18 protein-coding genes, 1 tRNA gene and 1 riboswitch are annotated in these 15,460 nt (G+C 67.2%); of the genes, 8 read left to right on the top strand and 11 right to left on the bottom strand.

Annotated elements, in window-relative coordinates:
- Positions 1–160: 160 nt before the first annotated feature.
- Entirely contained in the window at positions 161–376 is a 216-nt protein-coding gene (locus RMO97_RS06385; RefSeq protein ID WP_310539691.1) for a hypothetical protein, read from the top strand.
- A 130-nt stretch (positions 377–506) separates the two neighbouring features.
- On the top strand, positions 507–728 hold the full coding sequence (locus RMO97_RS06380; protein ID WP_310539690.1) for a hypothetical protein: 222 nt from the start codon (positions 507–509) through the stop codon (positions 726–728).
- Here RMO97_RS06380 and RMO97_RS06375 read toward each other — a convergent pair.
- Both RMO97_RS06375 and thiC read right to left on the bottom strand, forming a co-directional pair.
- Positions 725–1,450, bottom strand: coding sequence for a pentapeptide repeat-containing protein (locus tag RMO97_RS06375; protein ID WP_310539689.1), 726 nt, complete (start codon positions 1,448–1,450; stop codon positions 725–727). The genes RMO97_RS06380 and RMO97_RS06375 overlap by 4 nt on opposite strands.
- A gap of 30 nt (positions 1,451–1,480) precedes the next feature.
- Positions 1,481–3,304 carry a phosphomethylpyrimidine synthase ThiC gene (thiC, locus tag RMO97_RS06370; RefSeq protein WP_310539688.1) on the bottom strand — a complete coding sequence of 608 codons (1,824 nt, stop codon included), beginning with the start codon at positions 3,302–3,304 and terminating at the stop codon, positions 1,481–1,483.
- Positions 3,305–3,374: 70 nt separating this feature from the next.
- A riboswitch (TPP riboswitch) is annotated at positions 3,375–3,465 on the bottom strand.
- A 77-nt stretch (positions 3,466–3,542) separates the two neighbouring features.
- On the opposite strand from thiC, the gene RMO97_RS06365 reads away from it, so the two are divergent.
- The 3 genes from RMO97_RS06365 to RMO97_RS06355 are packed head-to-tail and all read left to right on the top strand — an operon-like array spanning position 3,543 to position 5,679.
- The gene (locus RMO97_RS06365; protein ID WP_310539687.1) at positions 3,543–3,932 is read left to right on the top strand and encodes a DUF6491 family protein; all 390 of its coding nucleotides are present in this window, start codon (positions 3,543–3,545) and stop codon (positions 3,930–3,932) included.
- Positions 3,933–3,982: 50 nt separating this feature from the next.
- Complete coding sequence (locus tag RMO97_RS06360) at positions 3,983–4,987, top strand: D-cysteine desulfhydrase (protein ID WP_310539686.1); 1,005 nt, start codon at positions 3,983–3,985, stop codon at positions 4,985–4,987.
- A complete protein-coding gene (locus RMO97_RS06355; protein WP_310539685.1) occupies positions 4,984–5,679 on the top strand; it encodes an amino acid racemase in 696 nt (231 codons plus the stop codon). The genes RMO97_RS06360 and RMO97_RS06355 overlap by 4 nt, the downstream gene beginning before the upstream one ends.
- Here RMO97_RS06355 and RMO97_RS06350 read toward each other — a convergent pair.
- The 5 genes from RMO97_RS06350 to RMO97_RS06330 all read right to left on the bottom strand — a co-directional run bounded on the left by RMO97_RS06350 (position 5,668) and on the right by RMO97_RS06330 (position 9,581).
- The gene (locus tag RMO97_RS06350; RefSeq protein WP_310539684.1) at positions 5,668–6,516 is read right to left on the bottom strand and encodes a neutral zinc metallopeptidase; all 849 of its coding nucleotides are present in this window, start codon (positions 6,514–6,516) and stop codon (positions 5,668–5,670) included. The two genes, RMO97_RS06355 and RMO97_RS06350, sit on opposite strands and share 12 nt — an antisense overlap.
- 81 nt (positions 6,517–6,597) lie before the next feature.
- Positions 6,598–6,948, bottom strand: a complete 351-nt coding sequence (locus tag RMO97_RS06345; RefSeq protein WP_310539683.1) for a hypothetical protein — start codon at positions 6,946–6,948, stop codon at positions 6,598–6,600.
- 37 nt (positions 6,949–6,985) lie between these two features.
- Positions 6,986–7,540 (bottom strand): hypothetical protein, encoded by a 555-nt coding sequence (locus tag RMO97_RS06340; protein WP_310539682.1) that lies wholly within the window; start codon positions 7,538–7,540, stop codon positions 6,986–6,988.
- A 141-nt stretch (positions 7,541–7,681) separates the two neighbouring features.
- Complete coding sequence (locus RMO97_RS06335) at positions 7,682–8,584, bottom strand: DMT family transporter (protein ID WP_310539681.1); 903 nt, start codon at positions 8,582–8,584, stop codon at positions 7,682–7,684.
- Between the two features lie 49 nt (positions 8,585–8,633).
- Complete coding sequence (locus tag RMO97_RS06330) at positions 8,634–9,581, bottom strand: hypothetical protein (RefSeq protein ID WP_310539680.1); 948 nt, start codon at positions 9,579–9,581, stop codon at positions 8,634–8,636.
- A 152-nt stretch (positions 9,582–9,733) separates the two neighbouring features.
- On the opposite strand from RMO97_RS06330, the gene trhA reads away from it, so the two are divergent.
- A complete protein-coding gene (gene trhA, locus RMO97_RS06325; RefSeq protein WP_310539679.1) occupies positions 9,734–10,384 on the top strand; it encodes a PAQR family membrane homeostasis protein TrhA in 651 nt (216 codons plus the stop codon).
- A gap of 4 nt (positions 10,385–10,388) precedes the next feature.
- Here trhA and RMO97_RS06320 read toward each other — a convergent pair whose 3' ends face one another.
- Positions 10,389–10,751, bottom strand: coding sequence for a hypothetical protein (locus RMO97_RS06320; protein WP_310539678.1), 363 nt, complete (start codon positions 10,749–10,751; stop codon positions 10,389–10,391).
- A gap of 177 nt (positions 10,752–10,928) precedes the next feature.
- Positions 10,929–12,932 (bottom strand): alpha-glucosidase, encoded by a 2,004-nt coding sequence (locus RMO97_RS06315; RefSeq protein ID WP_310539677.1) that lies wholly within the window; start codon positions 12,930–12,932, stop codon positions 10,929–10,931.
- Between the two features lie 339 nt (positions 12,933–13,271).
- On the opposite strand from RMO97_RS06315, the gene RMO97_RS06310 reads away from it, so the two are divergent.
- Together RMO97_RS06310 and RMO97_RS06305 are read left to right on the top strand one after the other, a co-directional pair.
- On the top strand, positions 13,272–13,649 hold the full coding sequence (locus RMO97_RS06310; RefSeq protein WP_310539676.1) for a DUF3597 domain-containing protein: 378 nt from the start codon (positions 13,272–13,274) through the stop codon (positions 13,647–13,649).
- A gap of 106 nt (positions 13,650–13,755) precedes the next feature.
- Positions 13,756–14,781 (top strand): sterol desaturase family protein, encoded by a 1,026-nt coding sequence (locus tag RMO97_RS06305; RefSeq protein ID WP_310539675.1) that lies wholly within the window; start codon positions 13,756–13,758, stop codon positions 14,779–14,781.
- A 33-nt stretch (positions 14,782–14,814) separates the two neighbouring features.
- Here the strand turns inward: RMO97_RS06305 and RMO97_RS06300 are convergent.
- Positions 14,815–14,898: transfer RNA gene (locus tag RMO97_RS06300), tRNA-Leu, on the bottom strand.
- 56 nt (positions 14,899–14,954) lie between these two features.
- A complete protein-coding gene (locus tag RMO97_RS06295) occupies positions 14,955–15,335 on the bottom strand; it encodes a hypothetical protein (protein WP_310539674.1) in 381 nt (126 codons plus the stop codon).
- Positions 15,336–15,460: the final 125 nt, after the last annotated feature.

Here is a 15,460-nt window from a genome sequence, read left to right as displayed (position 1 = left end):
CAAGCGTAATCTGCAAGCATGTGGGTCGGGCCGCGGTTCAGTGATCGCCTGCCCTAACCGGGCGCGATAGCGTCGCCGCGCCCCAATGCCGCATCGCGAATCCCTTGCAGGTATGGCCTTATGGTGGCCTACCGACATCCCGCCCTGCCTTGAGCACCTCATGCTGAATACGCTGTTTTCGCGCGCCGGAGCCGAGTGGGCCTCCGCGGCCCTGGTCTTCGTGGTCAGCCTGATGGCCGGCCGCTACGCCGCCCAGGGCATGGACGTGGTCCAGTGGGCCGGCGCGGCGACGGCGGTGCTGGGCTCGGTGACGGTGGCGGTCTGGGTGCGGATCGCGCCGACGCCGGCCAAGGTTCCCGCCCGTCAGGACGATTGACGCAAAACCGGGCCGACCGCGCGCCAGGTCGCCTCAAGCGTGACCACTCGCCGCAGGCCGACCACATTCCATGTTTACCGTGACGTACGACCCTGAATTCGCACGTCCATTGGAGGGCATAGGAGAACCCATGCTCAAGTCGCTCGCCGCCCGCATCCCCGCCGAACGCGCCGCCATGGCCCTCGTCATCCTGGCCAGCGCCCTGGTGGGCCGTCAGGCCGCGATCGGCATGGACACCGCCCAGGGCCTTTATGGCCTGGCCGCGATCCTCGGGTCCTCGATGCTGGTGATCATGGTCAGGTCCTGGCCCAAGCCTGAGCAGGCCAAGGCCCGCGCGCGGCGCGACGACTAATCTGCGTGGACGTCGAGGCCCAGCGCCGTCAGCAGACGGTATTGCTGGCCGACGTCGATCTTCATCCCCTCGTAGCCTGCCAGGCCTGAGAGGTTCAGGCCGCTGACCTCGGCGCCCCGCAGGTCGGCCTCGGCGAACTTCGCCCCGCCGGTCAGGGCCTGGAACAGGTCGCACCTGCGCATGTCGGCGCCGGTCAGGTCGGCCTCCCGCAGGTCGGTCTCCCGCAACGAGACATTGGTCAGATCCGCGCCGGCCAGCCGAGCCTGGGCGAGGTCGGCCAGTTCCAGGCTGCAGCCCGAGAACGACACCTGGGTGCGGATCACCTTGCGCCCGAACGCCCGGCTGAAGTCGGCCCCCACGAAGGCCGCGCCGCGCAGGTTGCAGGTCTCGAACTGCGCGCCGTACAGGCTCGACCGCTCGAACCGCGCGAAGGACAGGTCGCAGCGGGTGAAGCGCACCTCATCGAGACCGCAATGGGCAAATGTCGGCCCATGTTGGCCATGTGCGAACACGCAGGCCTCGAAGTGCGCGTCACGCAGGTTGGCATGGGCGAACCGGGCGCCCACGATGCGGCACCCCTTGAATTTACAGCCTTCCAGCACCGTCTCCGAGAACTGCGCCCCCTCGATCGTGCAGCCCACGAACACCGCGTCGGTGCAGTCTGCGTCAGACCAGTCGGCTAACGACAGGTCTTGGTCGGTCGCCCCGTCTGAAAAGGCCATTTCTTCCATCCGTGGCGACCGACATGTGCGTCAGAGCTTGACCTGAATCTCACCGCCGCCGGCCCGGAATTTCGCACTCATCTCCGCCATCCCCTGCGCCACGTCGTTCTGCTTGGCCGCGGTCTCGCGGATCTCCTGGCTGATCTTCATGGAGCAGAACTTGGGCCCGCACATGGAGCAGAAGTGGGCGGTCTTGAAGGCCTCCTTGGGCAGGCTCTCGTCGTGGTACTGCCGCGCCGTCTCCGGATCGAGGCCCAGGTTGAACTGGTCCTCCCAGCGGAACTCGAACCGGGCCCGGCTGAGCGCGTCGTCCCAGGCCCGGGCCGTCGGGTGGCCCTTGGCCAGGTCCGCGGCGTGGGCGGCGATCTTGTAGGTGATCACGCCTTCCTTCACGTCCTCGCGGTCGGGCAGGCCCAGGTGCTCCTTGGGCGTCACGTAGCAGAGCATGGCGGTGCCGAACCAGCCGATCATGGCCGCCCCGATGCCGCTGGTGATGTGGTCGTAGCCCGGCGCGATGTCCGTGGTCAGCGGACCCAAGGTGTAGAACGGCGCCTCGCCGCAGACCTTCAGCTGCTTGTCCATGTTGGCCTTGATCTTGTGCATCGGCACGTGGCCGGGGCCCTCGATCATGGTCTGGACGCCGTGCTTCCAGGCCACCTGGGTCAGTTCTCCCAGGGTCTCCAGCTCGGCGAACTGGGCCGCGTCATTGGCGTCGGCGATGGAGCCCGGCCGCAGACCGTCCCCCAGACTGAACGACACGTCATAGGCCCGCATGATCTCGCAGATGTCCTCGAAGTGCTCGTAGAGGAAGTTCTCCTTGTGGTGGGCCAGGCACCACTTGGCCATGATCGAGCCGCCCCGGCTGACGATCCCGGTCACCCGCTTGGCGGTCAGTGGCACATAGGACAGCCGCACCCCGGCATGGATGGTGAAGTAGTCCACCCCCTGCTCGGCCTGCTCGATCAGGGTGTCGCGGAACACCTCCCAGGTCAGGTCTTCAGCGACCCCGTCCACCTTCTCCAGGGCCTGGTAGATCGGGACAGTCCCGATGGGCACGGGGCTGTTGCGGATGATCCAGTCGCGGATGTTGTGGATGTTGCGGCCGGTGGACAGGTCCATGACCGTGTCGGCCCCCCAGCGGATGGCCCAGACCATCTTGTCCACCTCGTCGGCCACGGTGGAGAGCACCGCGGAGTTGCCGATATTGGCGTTGATCTTGACCAGGAAATTGCGGCCGATGGCCATCGGCTCCAGCTCGGTGTGGTTGATGTTGGCCGGGATGATCGCCCGCCCTCGGGCCACCTCGGAGCGCACGAATTCCGGCGTGCAGAAATCCGGGATCTCGGCCCCGAAGTCCTCGCCGTCGCGGATAAAGCCGTCGCCCGCCTGGCGGCGCAGGTTTTCGCGGATGGAGACGTACTCCATCTCAGGCGTGATGATCCCCCGCCGCGCGTAGTCCATCTGGGTGACGCATCCGGCGCCCCTGGCGCGGTATACTCTGCGCGGGGCGGTGAACTCCGGCGCCAGGTGCTTGCCGCTGGCCCCGCCATTGTCCTCGGGCTTCACGGCGCGGGGATTGGTCACCACCTCGACATCGCCGCGCGAGACCACCCAGGGCTCGCGGGTGCGGGCCAGGCCCTGCTCGATGTCGATGGTCGCCGTGGGGTCGGTGTAGGGGCCCGACGGATCATAGATCGTCACGGGCGGTTCGTTGGCGCTGGGATGCACGGCAACCTCGCGGAACGGCACCCGGATGTCGGGCCACAGCAGGCCCGGCTGATAGACCTTGCGCGAGCCAGGACGCTCCCCGGTGGGGATGGCGCCATTGCTGGGGACGGGGGTCTGGAAATTCATGCGCGGGCTCCTGCCTTGATAAGGAGACCCGGACGTGTCGCGCAGAGTGGTCGTGCGGGGCAGCCCCGCGTTCCCTCCCTTCGCCGGCATGACCCGGATCAGGTTCGGCGGGTCGCGGGCACAGACCCGCCTCTCAGCCGCTGCGGCGACTCCCCGGAGAAGGCCCCACGCTACCGCGATCGCCCGACAAATGCCATCGTCCTGCGTTGATCTCGGACACCCAGCAAGGAAGCGCCCCATGATCCGCCTGCTCCCCCTCCTTCTCGCCGCCGCGGCGCTTTCCGCCGGCGCCTCCCAGGCCCTGGCCGCCGATCCCACCCCCGGCCGCCAGTGCTTCCGCGTCAGCCAGATGGACGGCCACACGGTGGGCGACCCCAAGACCCTCTATGTCGGCGCCCGCAACAAGGACGTCTTCCGCATCGAGATGAACAGCTCATGCCTCGCTGGAGCCAGTATGGGCGATCCCCTGGTGATCGAGACCGCGGGCGGCGGCGACCTGGTCTGCCGACCCATCGACCTCAACCTGAAGGTCGCCGGGGCGATCGGCGTCTCGCCCTGCATCGTGAAGTCGATCACCAAGCTGACCCCGCCGCAAATCGCCAGCCTGCCGCCCAAACTCAAGCCGTAGCTCGCGAAACGCGGCGTCGGCATGCTACTCAGGGAGCCTAGGAGTTCCCCATGCATCTGGCCCGTTTCCCGCGCGCGCGCTTCGCGCACCTGCCCACGCCCCTGGAGCCTATGTCCGGCCTCAGCGCCGCCCTGGGCGGCCCGGAACTGTGGGTGAAGCGCGACGACTGCACCGGTCTGGCAGGGGGTGGCAACAAGACCCGAAAGCTGGAATTCCTGCTGGGGGACGCCCTGGACCAGGGCTGCGACACTCTGGTGACCCAGGGGGCTGTACAGTCCAACCACGTGCGCCAGACCGCCGCCGCAGCCGCCCGCTTCGGCCTGGCCTGCGAGATCATCCTTGAGGAGCGGACCGGCTCCAAGGCGGTCGACTACAACACCTCCGGCAATGTGCTGCTGGACCGGCTGCTGGGGGGCAAGCTGCGCACCGTGCCCGCCGGGACCGACATGAACGCCGAGTTGGCCAAGGTCGCCGACGAGGTCCGAGGCAGGGGCGGCGTGCCCTACATCATCCCCGGGGGCGGCTCCAACGCCATCGGCGCCTTGGGCTATGTGGACTGCGCCATCGAGCTGGTGCGCCAGGCCGACGAGCAGGGGATCGTCATCGACCGCATCATTACGGCCACGGGCAGCGCCGGCACCCATGCCGGCCTGGTGGCGGGCCTGGCCCTGATTGGCGCCGACATTCCGGTATTGGGTATCGGTGTCCGCGCGCCGAAGGAGATCCAGGAAGCCAATGTCCACAAGCTGGCCATCGAAACCGCGGCCATGCTGGGTCACGCGGGGCGCGTCACCCGGGAGATGACTGTCGCCGACTGCGACTATGTGGGCGCGGGTTACGGACTGATCGATCAGGCGGTGATCGACGGCTTGAAGCTCGTGGCCCGCACCGAGGCCCTGCTGCTGGATCCGGTCTATACCGGCAAGGCGATGAAGGGCCTGATCGCACTGACCAAGGCCGGCGCCTTTCGGGACGAGACGGTGGTGTTCCTGCACACCGGCGGCGCCCAGGGGCTGTTCGGCTACGCCACCGAACTGGAAGGAACCCTGGCATGAGCCTCGTCCTCGGCGTCCTCGGGGGCATGGGCCCCGCCGCCACCCTCGACTTCCTCAGCAAGCTCCAGGCCTTCACGCCGGTGAAGCAGGAGAAGGACCACATCCGGGTGATCGTCGATATCAACCCGCAGGTCCCAGACCGCAACGACCCCTTCGCCAAGCCTGGGCCTGTCCTGGCTGAGATGGCCGGCGCCCTGCATGGCGCAGGCGCCGAAGTTCTGGCCATCGCCTGCAACACCGCTCACGCCCATGCCGACCTGATAACCCGGGCCTCGGGCCTGCCGCTGATCGACATGATCCAGACCGCCTCGCACGCCGCGCGGGACACCGGCGCGCGCCGGGCCGGCGTGCTGGGCACCAAGCAGGCGATCCGGCTCTACCGCGAGTATCTCGCGGCCCAGGGCATGGGCCTGGTCACCCTGCCGGCCGAGGCCCAGGAGGGCTTCATGGCTCTGCTGGCCAAGATCAAGGCCGGCGATGTCGGACCCGAGGTTCGCCAGGGCATGGCGGACCTCGCCCAGATCCTGGTGGCTGACGGCGCGGAGGCGATCATCGCAGGCTGCACCGAGGCCCCGCTGGTGCTGGGTCCCAAGGACGTCGGCAAGCCGCTGCTGGACGCCGGCGAACTGCTCGCCAAGCGCTGCGTCGACGTCTGTCTCGGCTATGAGCCCGTCCCGATCCTAGAGACGTGAAGCGCCGAACGTATCGCACTTGGCGGGATCGCCGGACTGCACCCCGGCGCGGAACCAGCGCATGCGCTGCTCGCTGGTGCCGTGGGTGAAGGCGTCGGGCATCACTCGGCCCTGAGACTGCTTCTGGAGCGTGTCATCCCCGACTGCGGCGGCGGCGTTCAGACCGTCCTCGATATCCTTGGGATCAAGCGCCACCTGACCGCCGGACGCTTCTGACGCACGGGCGGCCCAGACCCCGGCGTAGCAGTCGGCCTGCAGCTCCAGACGCACCGAGCCTGAGTCCACGCCCTTGGCGCCGAACTGCTTGGCCTTGTCCATCTGGCCGGTGATGTTCTGGACGTGGTGGGCGACCTCGTGGGCGATAACATAGGCCCGCGCCGCGTCGCCCTGGGCGCCGAAGCGGCCCGAAAGTTCCTGCCAGAAGGCGAGGTCCAGATAGACCTTACGGTCCTGCGGACAATAGAACGGCCCCATGGCCGACTGACCCATGCCGCATCCCGTGCCGGTGGCGCGGTCATAGATCACGATGCCCGCGGGAGGATCGTAGCTGCGGTTGGAGGCTTTGAAGACCTGGGTCCAGACATCGCTGGTGGAGGTCTCGATGACGTCCACGAACTGGGCGTCGCGGTCGGCCGGGGTGCCGCGCACCCCCTCCTGCTGCTCAGCCCCGCCGCCCGCGCCGTTGACCACGCTGAGCGTCGTCGAAGGATCGATGCCGAACACGAAGTAGCCCACGGCCGCCAGCAGCAGGCCGCCGATGCCGACGCCCCCCGCGACAGGGCCCAGTCCGCGTCGATCCTCAACATTGCCGCCGCGGCGTCCACCGTCCCAACGCATGGCCATCTCCTCCAACCCTGGCCGCCTCAACGCGCCAGACTGGCCGAGGATGCGGCGGAACGGCGTCGCTGTCAGCCGACTCTATTGCCGGTTCGCCGCCGCCGCCCGGACACGCGCATTGGACTCGGCCATCCAGGCATCGATGTTGGAGGGCAAGACAGTGGCGGGCGCGGCCTTGGCGGCGTCCGTCGTGGGGTGGTGCGGCGCGCTGCGCCGGGCTTCCAAGTCCCGCAGCCGGGCCTCGGTCTGAATCTGGGCCTCGAGGGCGCTGACCTGGTTTTCCAGGGCCACGGAGCGCTGTTGCGCCATCCGGTTGGCGGCCTGCTGCTCCTGCCACATCGCCTCGTAGTGGGCGTTGAGGTTCGCGTCCTGAGCCAGGGCAGGGCCCGCGCAGACGGCGGCGACGATCAGGGCTGTGAACAGGGCGTGCATCTCAGACCTGAAACGCGCGAGAGCCTTGCTTGGGTCCCTAGCGCCGCGACACGCTGAACCGGGCCAGTTGCTCGCGGGGCGCGGCCCACTCCGGCTGCATCTCCAGCGCCTTTTGGTAGTCGAAATAGGCGGACTTGGCGTCCTCCAGACCCTCATAAGCCAGCGCCCGGTTGTAGTAGGCCTTGGCCGGTTCCAGCAGGCCCAGTTCAAGTCCCTTGTTGATATCGGGCAGGCTGTCGGCGTAGCGGCGCTGACCGATAGAGGCGGCGCCGCGGTTCACATAGGCCTCGCCCATGCCCGGCTGGAGTTTCAAGGCCTGGTCGAAGTCCCGGGTGGCCTCGGGATAGGCGGCCCGTCGCAGCTTGAGCACGCCGCGATTGACCAAGGTGCCGGCGCGGTCGCGAGCATTCAGAAATTCACTATCCAGCGCCTCGGTGCACAGCTGCTGGAATTTCAGGTCGCTTTCGCCACCGATCGCAGCCTGGGAACATGCCTCAGCCATTCCGCCACCGATCACCGTCACTGCGGCCTGGGCCGAACCCGCGCAGAGGACCACCGCCAATGCGCTTGCCGCCGATACTGTCCTGATCATGCCTGGCCTCCATCTGACCTGGAGCCGGATTCCGAGCGCCGAAGGCCCTGAAAGGAACCTGACTTGGCCATCAGAATCTTCCCGCTCCTCAGGACTGTCAACGCAGGGTTTCTAAAACCCCTCGAGCCCTGGCGGGGCCCTTCAGGACGGGCGGAAACGTCGGGTCTCGCGAAGCAGGATGTAGATGCTGCTGCCGGCCACGACGAGCGCGCCCGCCAGGGTGGCCACGCGCGGCGTTTCCTCCCAGACGAGGAAGCCGATGATACTGGCCCAGATCAGCTGGGTGTAGTCGAAGGGCGCCACCACGGCGACCGGCGCCCGGCGGATCGCCTCGGTCAGGAAGAGCTGTCCCACCCCGCCGATCAGGCCGGCAAGGATCAGCAGGGCCAGAGTCGTCAAGTCGGGGATGACCCAGCCGAAGGGAAGGCTGGCCAGGCCGAGCAACATGCCTGCGAGGGTGAAGTAGAAGACGATGGTGGCGCCTGGCTCGGTGCGGCCAATCTCGCGGATGGCGATCATGGCGCCGGCCGAGCCGACGGCGGCGACCAGGGCGAAGACGGTGCCCTTCACCGCCATATGGGAGGGGTCGGGGTTGATCATGATCAGGACCCCGACCAGGCCCACCACGACCGCGCCCCACCGGTGCAGGCCGACCGTCTCCTTGAGGATCAGCGCCGACAGGGCGGTCATGAACAGGGGGGCGGAAAATGACAGCGCCGTGGATTCAGTCAGCGGCAACAAGCTGACCGCGGTGAAGCCGCAGACCATGCCGGTCAGGCCGACCGTCGAACGCATCAGGTGACCCAGGGGTCGTTTTGTCTTCAGCACCGAGAAGCCGGTGGTGCGGGCGATGTAGATCAACACCGGCACGAAGGCGAAGGCGTTGCGAAAGAAGATGATCTCCAGCACCGGGACGCCACGGCTGGCGCACCACTTCACCAGGGCCGCCAGCCCCGCCATGCAGACCATCGCCGCCACCCGCAGGGCGATGCCCATGCCGTTGTTCTGCGCAGTCATGTGGGCGGGCGCGGGCTTGCGGGTCATGCCACGGCCTTAGGGCGTTCGTGGGGTGGGCGCCATCCCCGGACGGCGCCTAGGTCAGCACCAGGCCCGCCTGGGCCAGGGAATTCACGAAGTCCTGGGTGATCCGCCCGTAGTTCTCGACGCTCGCCTTGAAGTCGTCGCGCGCATGGACGTGGGTCGGCACCACGAGACCTCGGTCGCTTGCCCGCTCGCAAAGTCCCTTGTCGAGCAACTTGGCGCCATGGCGGCGGGCGGTCTCGTAGGGCAGTCGCAGTTCGCGGGCCAGGGCGTAGACGCTGACACTGCGGCGCAGGGCGTCGGGAGGAATCTCATCTATGCCGCTGAAGGTGGCCGCCAGGGCGGGGTCGAGCGTGACGTGCAAGGTGTTGGCCCGGACGACCGCGAGGAACATCAGGCCCTCCACCAGTTCGAGGTTCAAATTGGTGGTGAGCAGGGCGACGGTGTTGAGGAAGTAGTCGCTGGAGAGCCGCACCACCTCCCGCGGCATGTAGGCCGCCTTGTCCTGGGCTTCGGGACCCGGGCGGCAGGTCGCCACAACCCCCGCATCGGCCAGCGCCTGGGCGTAGCGGACGGTGGCGTGGAAATTGGTCGCCACGGCCTGGCGAGCCTCCGGCCGGTCGTTGACCTCGGGCGGGAACACCACTCCGCCATCGCCCAGGCGCTCGCACAGTCCCTTGGCCAGCAACTTCCCGATATGTCGTCGCGCGGTCTCGTAGGGCAGACGCAGTTCACGGGCGATGGCGTAGACGCTCACCGGCTTGCGGAAGACCTCGGGCGGCAGGCCTCCAGGCTCGAAATAGGCCTGGGCCAGTTCCGGATCGTCCAGCATGTGCCGCACATTGGCGCGGACGATGGCCAGGAAGATCATCCCGGTCACCAGGTCGGTATCGATGGCCGTGGTGATGATCTGGGCGGTCTTGAGGAAGAAGTCTCCGGCGAGGCGGACGACCTGACGGCGGACATCAGGGGGAAGTGTCGGGGCGTCCGGGTCTAACATCTAGATCCTGATGGGCATGGCGGGTTCGCGAACCCAGGTTATTGAGATTCTCGAAGCCAAGACGGGCCGCGGCCCACAACGTCGAAGTTGTCGCAGACGATACGGCCCAAGATTGGTTATGGACGCGACACAGACCCCGGATATGGTGGGGCATGTTTCCGCCGCGCCACTATCCCACGCCCGCCGCCAAATGCGCTGACCTGGTGGTGCACGTCACCGGCCTGACCCTGGCCCTGGTCGGCGGCGGCATCCTGCTGGGATTGTCGGTCAAGATCGGAACCCTCGGCCAGGTGGCCGCGGTGGCGGTCTATAGCGTGGCGATGGTGGCGATGCTGGCGCTGTCACTGGCTTACAATTTCGCCAAGCCGAGCTGGCGGCCGCTGCTGCGCCGCTTTGACCATGCCGGCATTTTCCTGATGATCGCCGGCTCCTATACGCCCTTCACGACCCAGAATCTTACCGGCGCCTGGTCCATCGCCATGACGACGGCGGTCTGGTCGCTGGCGGCGATGGGCATTCTCGGCAAACTCTTCCTCCCCGGCCTGGGACGGCGCTTCTGGGTGGGACTATATCTCGCCCTGGGCTGGCTGGTGCTGGTGGCCATCAAGCCGATGATCGACGGCCTCTCGTGGATTTCGCTGCTGATGCTCGCCCTGGGCGGCGCGATCTATTCCACGGGCGCGGTCTTCTACCTACTGGACAAGCTGCGGTTCCGCCGCGCCATCTGGCACGGCCACGTGGTGGGCGGCGCGGCTCTGCAGTATGTCGCCGTGCTGACCGGGGTCGTTCTGGCCCAGCACTGAGCGCCTAAGGCGCCACGCCCTTCACGAGCTTCATGGTGACCGGCTCGCCGGTGACCGCCCTCGCCTTCCAGCTCTCATTTGAGGGCAGTTCCGTGCAGTAGCCGAACGGCACCGCGACGGGCCTGGACTGCTTAAGGCAGACCTTCCCTGCCTTCAGGCTCCACGTCCCACTGGAGGGCGTGCGTCGCCGGGTCTTCCCCGTATAGGTTCCATCCTCCTTCAGCCACACGAGGGCGGTGCGGCCATCGGGATAGGTGGAGACCACGGTATTGCCGAAAGCGCGAGCCAGCGGTGAGGAATCGGCCGCGAGAACCGCCACGGGCGCGGCTGCGAGGCCGAGGGTCAGAAGCAGGGTGTAAGGGTTCATGTCGCGCCAATCCGCCGGCGGAAGCAACGCGGCCGGCGGACAATTTCGAAAGGACGTGTCCGTTCCAAGGCGAAGTGACCGTGTCACAAGCAAGGTGGTTCGAACGTCTTCTCCGGGCGATGCAGGCTGATCAGCGGCCAGAAATCTCGACGATCGGTGTCGATCATGGAGATTCTCCTAGATCTGGCCAAGGCCGGCGAACAGAGCCGCGTCTGGCGAACCCTCACGGTAGAAGACCGGCGGGTAGCCCAGCTCTGCGAGAACCTTGATCGCGCGACCGCCGGCATGCCTGTCGCCGGTCCACACATTCACCCAGTCAACGCCGGCCGGCAGGTAAACCTCCCGTTCGAGCTTTCCTTCCCGGATCACCGGCGCCACCAGCAGGTCCGCGCCGTAGAGGTACTGGGTCTGATCGGCATAGGTCGTGCGATCGTCCTGGAAGTGCAGGAACATCGGCCGCTGCAGCGGCAGGCCGGTGGCCGCCGCCTCCGCCGACAGGCCCGCCACATAGGGGGCGAGATGGCGATAGATCCGCGTCATCCGGGCGAAGTGGGCCAGCACCTGGGGATCGCCGTCCAGCTGCAGGTTCTCGTCGGGCCGGTTGCCCTCATGGGAGCGCATCACCGGCGTGAAGGCGGCCATCTCCGACCAGCGCATCAGCAGCTCGGCGGTGCGGACATTGCCGAACAGGCTGGTGTACCCGCCGATGTCGCTGTGATGATAGGCGTTGCCCAGCAGGCCCGAGGACAGGGCCCCGCAGATCACCGTGCCGAGGCCGTCATGGCGGCTGAAGTCCACCGACTGGTCACCGGCCCACAGCAGGGGGCAATGGGCCTGGACCCCTGTGTAGCCCGCCCGGAGGAAGAACAGCGCCTCCCCAGTCATGCCGCGCTTGGCGACGGCGCGCGCATTGACCTCCGCCCACAGGGTCGGCCAAGCGTTGTGCATCAGCATGCCATCGACGCCGTTGGCCAGCTTCACGTCGGTGGGCAGGTATTCGCCGAAGTCCGCCATCCAGCCCGACAGGCCGAAGTCCAGCATCTGGCGACCGATGATCTCCTCCTCGAACCAGTCGCAGGCCTCCGGGATCGTGAAGTCCACCACGCCGCAGTCGAACTCGCCGAAGTCGACGATGTAGGGACCTGCGCCGTCAAGGGTTAGGGCCAGATAGCCCTTGGCCTTGGCCACCTCATAGAAGCTGCCGTCCACCGCCAGGTAGGGGTTCACATAGCCGAGGAAGCGGATGCCCTTGGCTCGCAGCTCGCCGATCTGGGTGTCGAGGTCGGGATAGCGCTTGGGATTCCACTTCCAGTCCCAGAACAGCCGCTTGCCGAAGGAGGTGATGCGCAGGCCCACCCAATCCTCGCACCACAGGCCTGCGACCTTCACGTCGGCGTCGAGGAAGTTTTGCAGACGGTCGAAGCTTTCGGCGCCTTGCTTCAGGCCGACGATGGCGCCTTCCAGCACCCAGGCCGGCAACTGCGGCTGGCGGCCGAAACGCTCGGAGAGAACGCCGACGATCTCGACGAAGGTGTCGCGCGCCCAGACCTCGATCCTGGCGGGTATCTCCCAGACCTCGATCTCGTGGCAACCGTCATGACGGAAATCGAAGACGCTGTAGGCGGTGGTGTCCACGTGCAGGGCGTAGAGCCGCGACGAGACGTAGGTCGGCTGCGGATAGTTGGTGTTGAAATAGTCCCCGCCCGCACCGGCCAGGTCGGCCTGCAGGGTGATCATCTTGCTCTTGTCGCGCCCCACCCCGGGCTCGGAGGTCCAGAGGGGGAATCGTCGGCCGCGCATGTTGAAATAGGACATCTGCTCGCCGCCGCCCCAGACATGCTCGCCGGCCTCGGCCACCGTGCGGATCCACAGGCGGTTGAGGGTCGGATCGCTCGCTTGCAGGGCGAAGGCGCCCGCGACGATCGTCAGCACCAGGAGGGGCGGCTCGGCGGCCGACGGCGCCAGACTGACGGAGAACGTCTCGCCCTCCCGGGTGACGGTGGCGGCGCGCAGCGGCACGCGCTCGATCACATAGTCGGCGATCTTGAAGTTGCCCCGCAGCATCTCGACCTCGGGCTCGCCGCGCCCGACGAAGACGCAGGGCGCATCGCCAGTGTGACGCAGGATCACCCGCCCGGCCTCGACAATGTCAAAGCCCGTGGGCCGCTCGATCAGCTGCATACAAACTCCTCTGCCCAGAATCCCTGGGGGTCCGCGCGTACAATTCACATGGGGTCGGCCGATCGGCGCGGGCTGCGTTCGTGAGACAGCCCCATCAAGGAATATGTCATAAAACCATATAACTGTGGGGCTTCCCAACTCATGGTGCGGGTACGCCGCCCCTGATCGGGAAACCGTCAAGCGTCATTACGGCGTCACGATCCGCGCCAACTTTGGCGGCTCAGACGCTCCAGCCCTGGGCCGCGCGCAGCGCGGGCGGCCCAGTCGCTTCTCTTTCCAGTCGCAGCGGAACCAGCAGGACTGCGAAGCTTTCTGTCCTCACATTCCAGCGAGGCGCTCATGAGCATTTTCGGCAAGATCTTCGACAAGATTTTCAATCACAAGAAGGCGGCTGCCCCGGCCCCCGCGCCTAAGCCAGCAGCCCCTGCCGCCGCTCCGGCCGCAGCTCCTGCCCCTGCGCCCGTTGATGTCGAGGCGGTGCTCACCGAGCTGGCCGAACAGAAGGGTGGCGGCGGCAACTGGCGCACCTCTATCGTCGACCTGCTGAAGATGCTCGACCTGGATTCCAGCCTGGACGCCCGCAAGGAGCTGGCCGGAGAACTGGGCGTCAACGCCGGCGCCCACGGCAGCGGCGAACAGAACATCGCCCTGCAGAAGGCCGTCTGGAAGAAGCTCGCCGAGAACGGCGGCAAGGTGCCGGCCAGCCTCAGGGACTGACACCGCGAGGCGGCGAAGGGCGACAGAGGCCTTTCGCCGCCCCGTTAACGGCCATTCAACAACGACTTGCTCTATTGGGCCGCCCGCCCAACTGGAGTGATGACCGATGGCGCTTGCCGACACCTCGATGACGCTCGAGGGCGACACCCGCCGCCGGGCCGTGGTGGGGCGCGCGGCCTTTGTCCTCGGGCTGCTTGCCTACGCGGCCCTGCTCGGCGCGGCCTGGTGGGCGGTCGTCAACCTGCTGCCCGACCAGATCACCCTGCAGGCCTTCGGCAAATCCAAGACCGTTTCGGGGGTGCATGACCGCATCGCCGGCGTCGGCATGGTGGCCGCCATCCTGCCCACCGCGCTCTGGATCGAATGCCTGGTGGTGGGCTGGGCCAACAGCTCCGCCCGCGCCCTGATCTTCGGCCCCACCATGTCCATGCGCACCGACCTGGCCGTCCTGGTCCTGGGTCAGGCCTTCGTGCTGGAGGTGGTGGGCAAGGCCATGATGCTGGGCCTTTCCATGATCTCGGGCATGGCGATCCGCGACTGGATCCAGGCGCAAACGGGCTTTTCGGCGGACCTCACCAGCCTGCCCTTCGCGGTCCAGCTGGTGATCTATTTCTACATCTACACCTTCTTCGACTACTGGACGCACCGGCTGGACCACAGCCGGTTCTTCTGGCCGTTGCACCGCTTCCACCACTCGGCCGAGGACTTCTGCGTGGTGACCTCGGCGCGCCAGCATCCGGCCGCGTTCAGCGCCTTCTTCGTGATCAACCTGCCGCTCGCCATCCTGGGCGCGACGCCCAGCGTGATGATCTTCGTCAGCGTCCTGGTGACCACGGTCGGATTCCTGATCCACTCCCAGCTCACCTCGGACTGGGGCTGGGTCGGCCGCTGGGTGCTCCAGTCGCCGCTGCACCACCGGCTGCACCACAAGCTGGACATGACCGAGCCCACCGGCCACTTCGCCATGGCCCCTATCTGGGACCGGCTGTTCGGCACCTGGCGCGGGACCGCCGATCCCGCCTTGGCGATCGGGGTGACGCAGCCCTACCGGCACGGCTTCTGGATCGTGCCAGACCTGCTGCGCGACTACTGGCATTTCTGGTCGGGCTTCGTGGTGAAGCGCGCCGATTGAGGACGGCCGTAGGCCTGTCCCTGACTTCTAGCTTGGTGCCCCAGGTCGGACTCGAACCAACACGCCTCTCGGCAACAGATTTTGAGTCTGCCGCGTCTACCATTTCGCCACTGGGGCCCCAGGAGCGGCGCGCAATGTAGCGGCGGGACTCGCCGCCGCAAGCGGCGATTGACCTACTTGGCCGCAGCCTCGTCCTCGTCGCGATGTAGGGCGGCGTGGGCGGCCAGCACGATGTCCAGCACCACAATGGCGCCCACCACGGCGGCGGCGGCCATGGCGGCGTGGCGCCGGGGGTTTTCGCGGCCGGTGGCCTTGCTGAGGGTTAGCAGGTCCACTGCATCGCCGCCGACCCGCAGCCACAGCCAGGGACCTGGCCGCACGGGCGACAGCAGTCCGGCCCCGGCCGCAATCGCGCGGGCGCCGAAGGCGGCGACCTTCTCATCGTCTGAGGGCAGACCGACGAACTTGGCGAACTGTCTTGGCGCGGCGACCGCCACCAGGCCCAGGCCCAGGCTGATAACGCCCAGGGCGCGCTTGACGATGACCAGGTCCAAATCAGTTTCCTCCCGCTGCTGGAGCAGCCAATTCCTGACGCGTCTCCAGGTTCCGGCGAGACGCTTCGCCGCAAGCATGGGGACACTCTCGACGCGCCCTCGTTCGAATGATAATCACTCGCAAT

This window comes from Phenylobacterium sp. (assembly GCF_031425575.1).
Classification (GTDB): Bacteria; Pseudomonadota; Alphaproteobacteria; order Caulobacterales; family Caulobacteraceae; genus Phenylobacterium.
Note: the sequence above shows the minus strand (reverse complement) of the source record. Positions and strands in the feature narration are given on the sequence as shown.

Bases quoted from the DNA above. Each gene is read 5' to 3' on its own strand.
- RMO97_RS06385 (WP_310539691.1), top strand. From the start codon at position 161: ATGCTGAATACGCTGTTTTCGCGCGCCGGAGCCGAGTGGGCCTCCGCG.
- RMO97_RS06380 (WP_310539690.1), top strand. From the start codon at position 507: ATGCTCAAGTCGCTCGCCGCCCGCATCCCCGCCGAACGCGCCGCCATG.
- RMO97_RS06375 (WP_310539689.1), bottom strand. From the start codon at position 1,450: ATGGCCTTTTCAGACGGGGCGACCGACCAAGACCTGTCGTTAGCCGAC.
- thiC (WP_310539688.1), bottom strand. From the start codon at position 3,304: ATGAATTTCCAGACCCCCGTCCCCAGCAATGGCGCCATCCCCACCGGG.
- RMO97_RS06365 (WP_310539687.1), top strand. From the start codon at position 3,543: ATGATCCGCCTGCTCCCCCTCCTTCTCGCCGCCGCGGCGCTTTCCGCC.
- RMO97_RS06360 (WP_310539686.1), top strand. From the start codon at position 3,983: ATGCATCTGGCCCGTTTCCCGCGCGCGCGCTTCGCGCACCTGCCCACG.
- RMO97_RS06355 (WP_310539685.1), top strand. From the start codon at position 4,984: ATGAGCCTCGTCCTCGGCGTCCTCGGGGGCATGGGCCCCGCCGCCACC.
- RMO97_RS06350 (WP_310539684.1), bottom strand. From the start codon at position 6,516: ATGCGTTGGGACGGTGGACGCCGCGGCGGCAATGTTGAGGATCGACGC.
- RMO97_RS06345 (WP_310539683.1), bottom strand. From the start codon at position 6,948: ATGCACGCCCTGTTCACAGCCCTGATCGTCGCCGCCGTCTGCGCGGGC.
- RMO97_RS06340 (WP_310539682.1), bottom strand. From the start codon at position 7,540: ATGATCAGGACAGTATCGGCGGCAAGCGCATTGGCGGTGGTCCTCTGC.
- RMO97_RS06335 (WP_310539681.1), bottom strand. From the start codon at position 8,584: ATGACCCGCAAGCCCGCGCCCGCCCACATGACTGCGCAGAACAACGGC.
- RMO97_RS06330 (WP_310539680.1), bottom strand. From the start codon at position 9,581: ATGTTAGACCCGGACGCCCCGACACTTCCCCCTGATGTCCGCCGTCAG.
- trhA (WP_310539679.1), top strand. From the start codon at position 9,734: ATGTTTCCGCCGCGCCACTATCCCACGCCCGCCGCCAAATGCGCTGAC.
- RMO97_RS06320 (WP_310539678.1), bottom strand. From the start codon at position 10,751: ATGAACCCTTACACCCTGCTTCTGACCCTCGGCCTCGCAGCCGCGCCC.
- RMO97_RS06315 (WP_310539677.1), bottom strand. From the start codon at position 12,932: ATGCAGCTGATCGAGCGGCCCACGGGCTTTGACATTGTCGAGGCCGGG.
- RMO97_RS06310 (WP_310539676.1), top strand. From the start codon at position 13,272: ATGAGCATTTTCGGCAAGATCTTCGACAAGATTTTCAATCACAAGAAG.
- RMO97_RS06305 (WP_310539675.1), top strand. From the start codon at position 13,756: ATGGCGCTTGCCGACACCTCGATGACGCTCGAGGGCGACACCCGCCGC.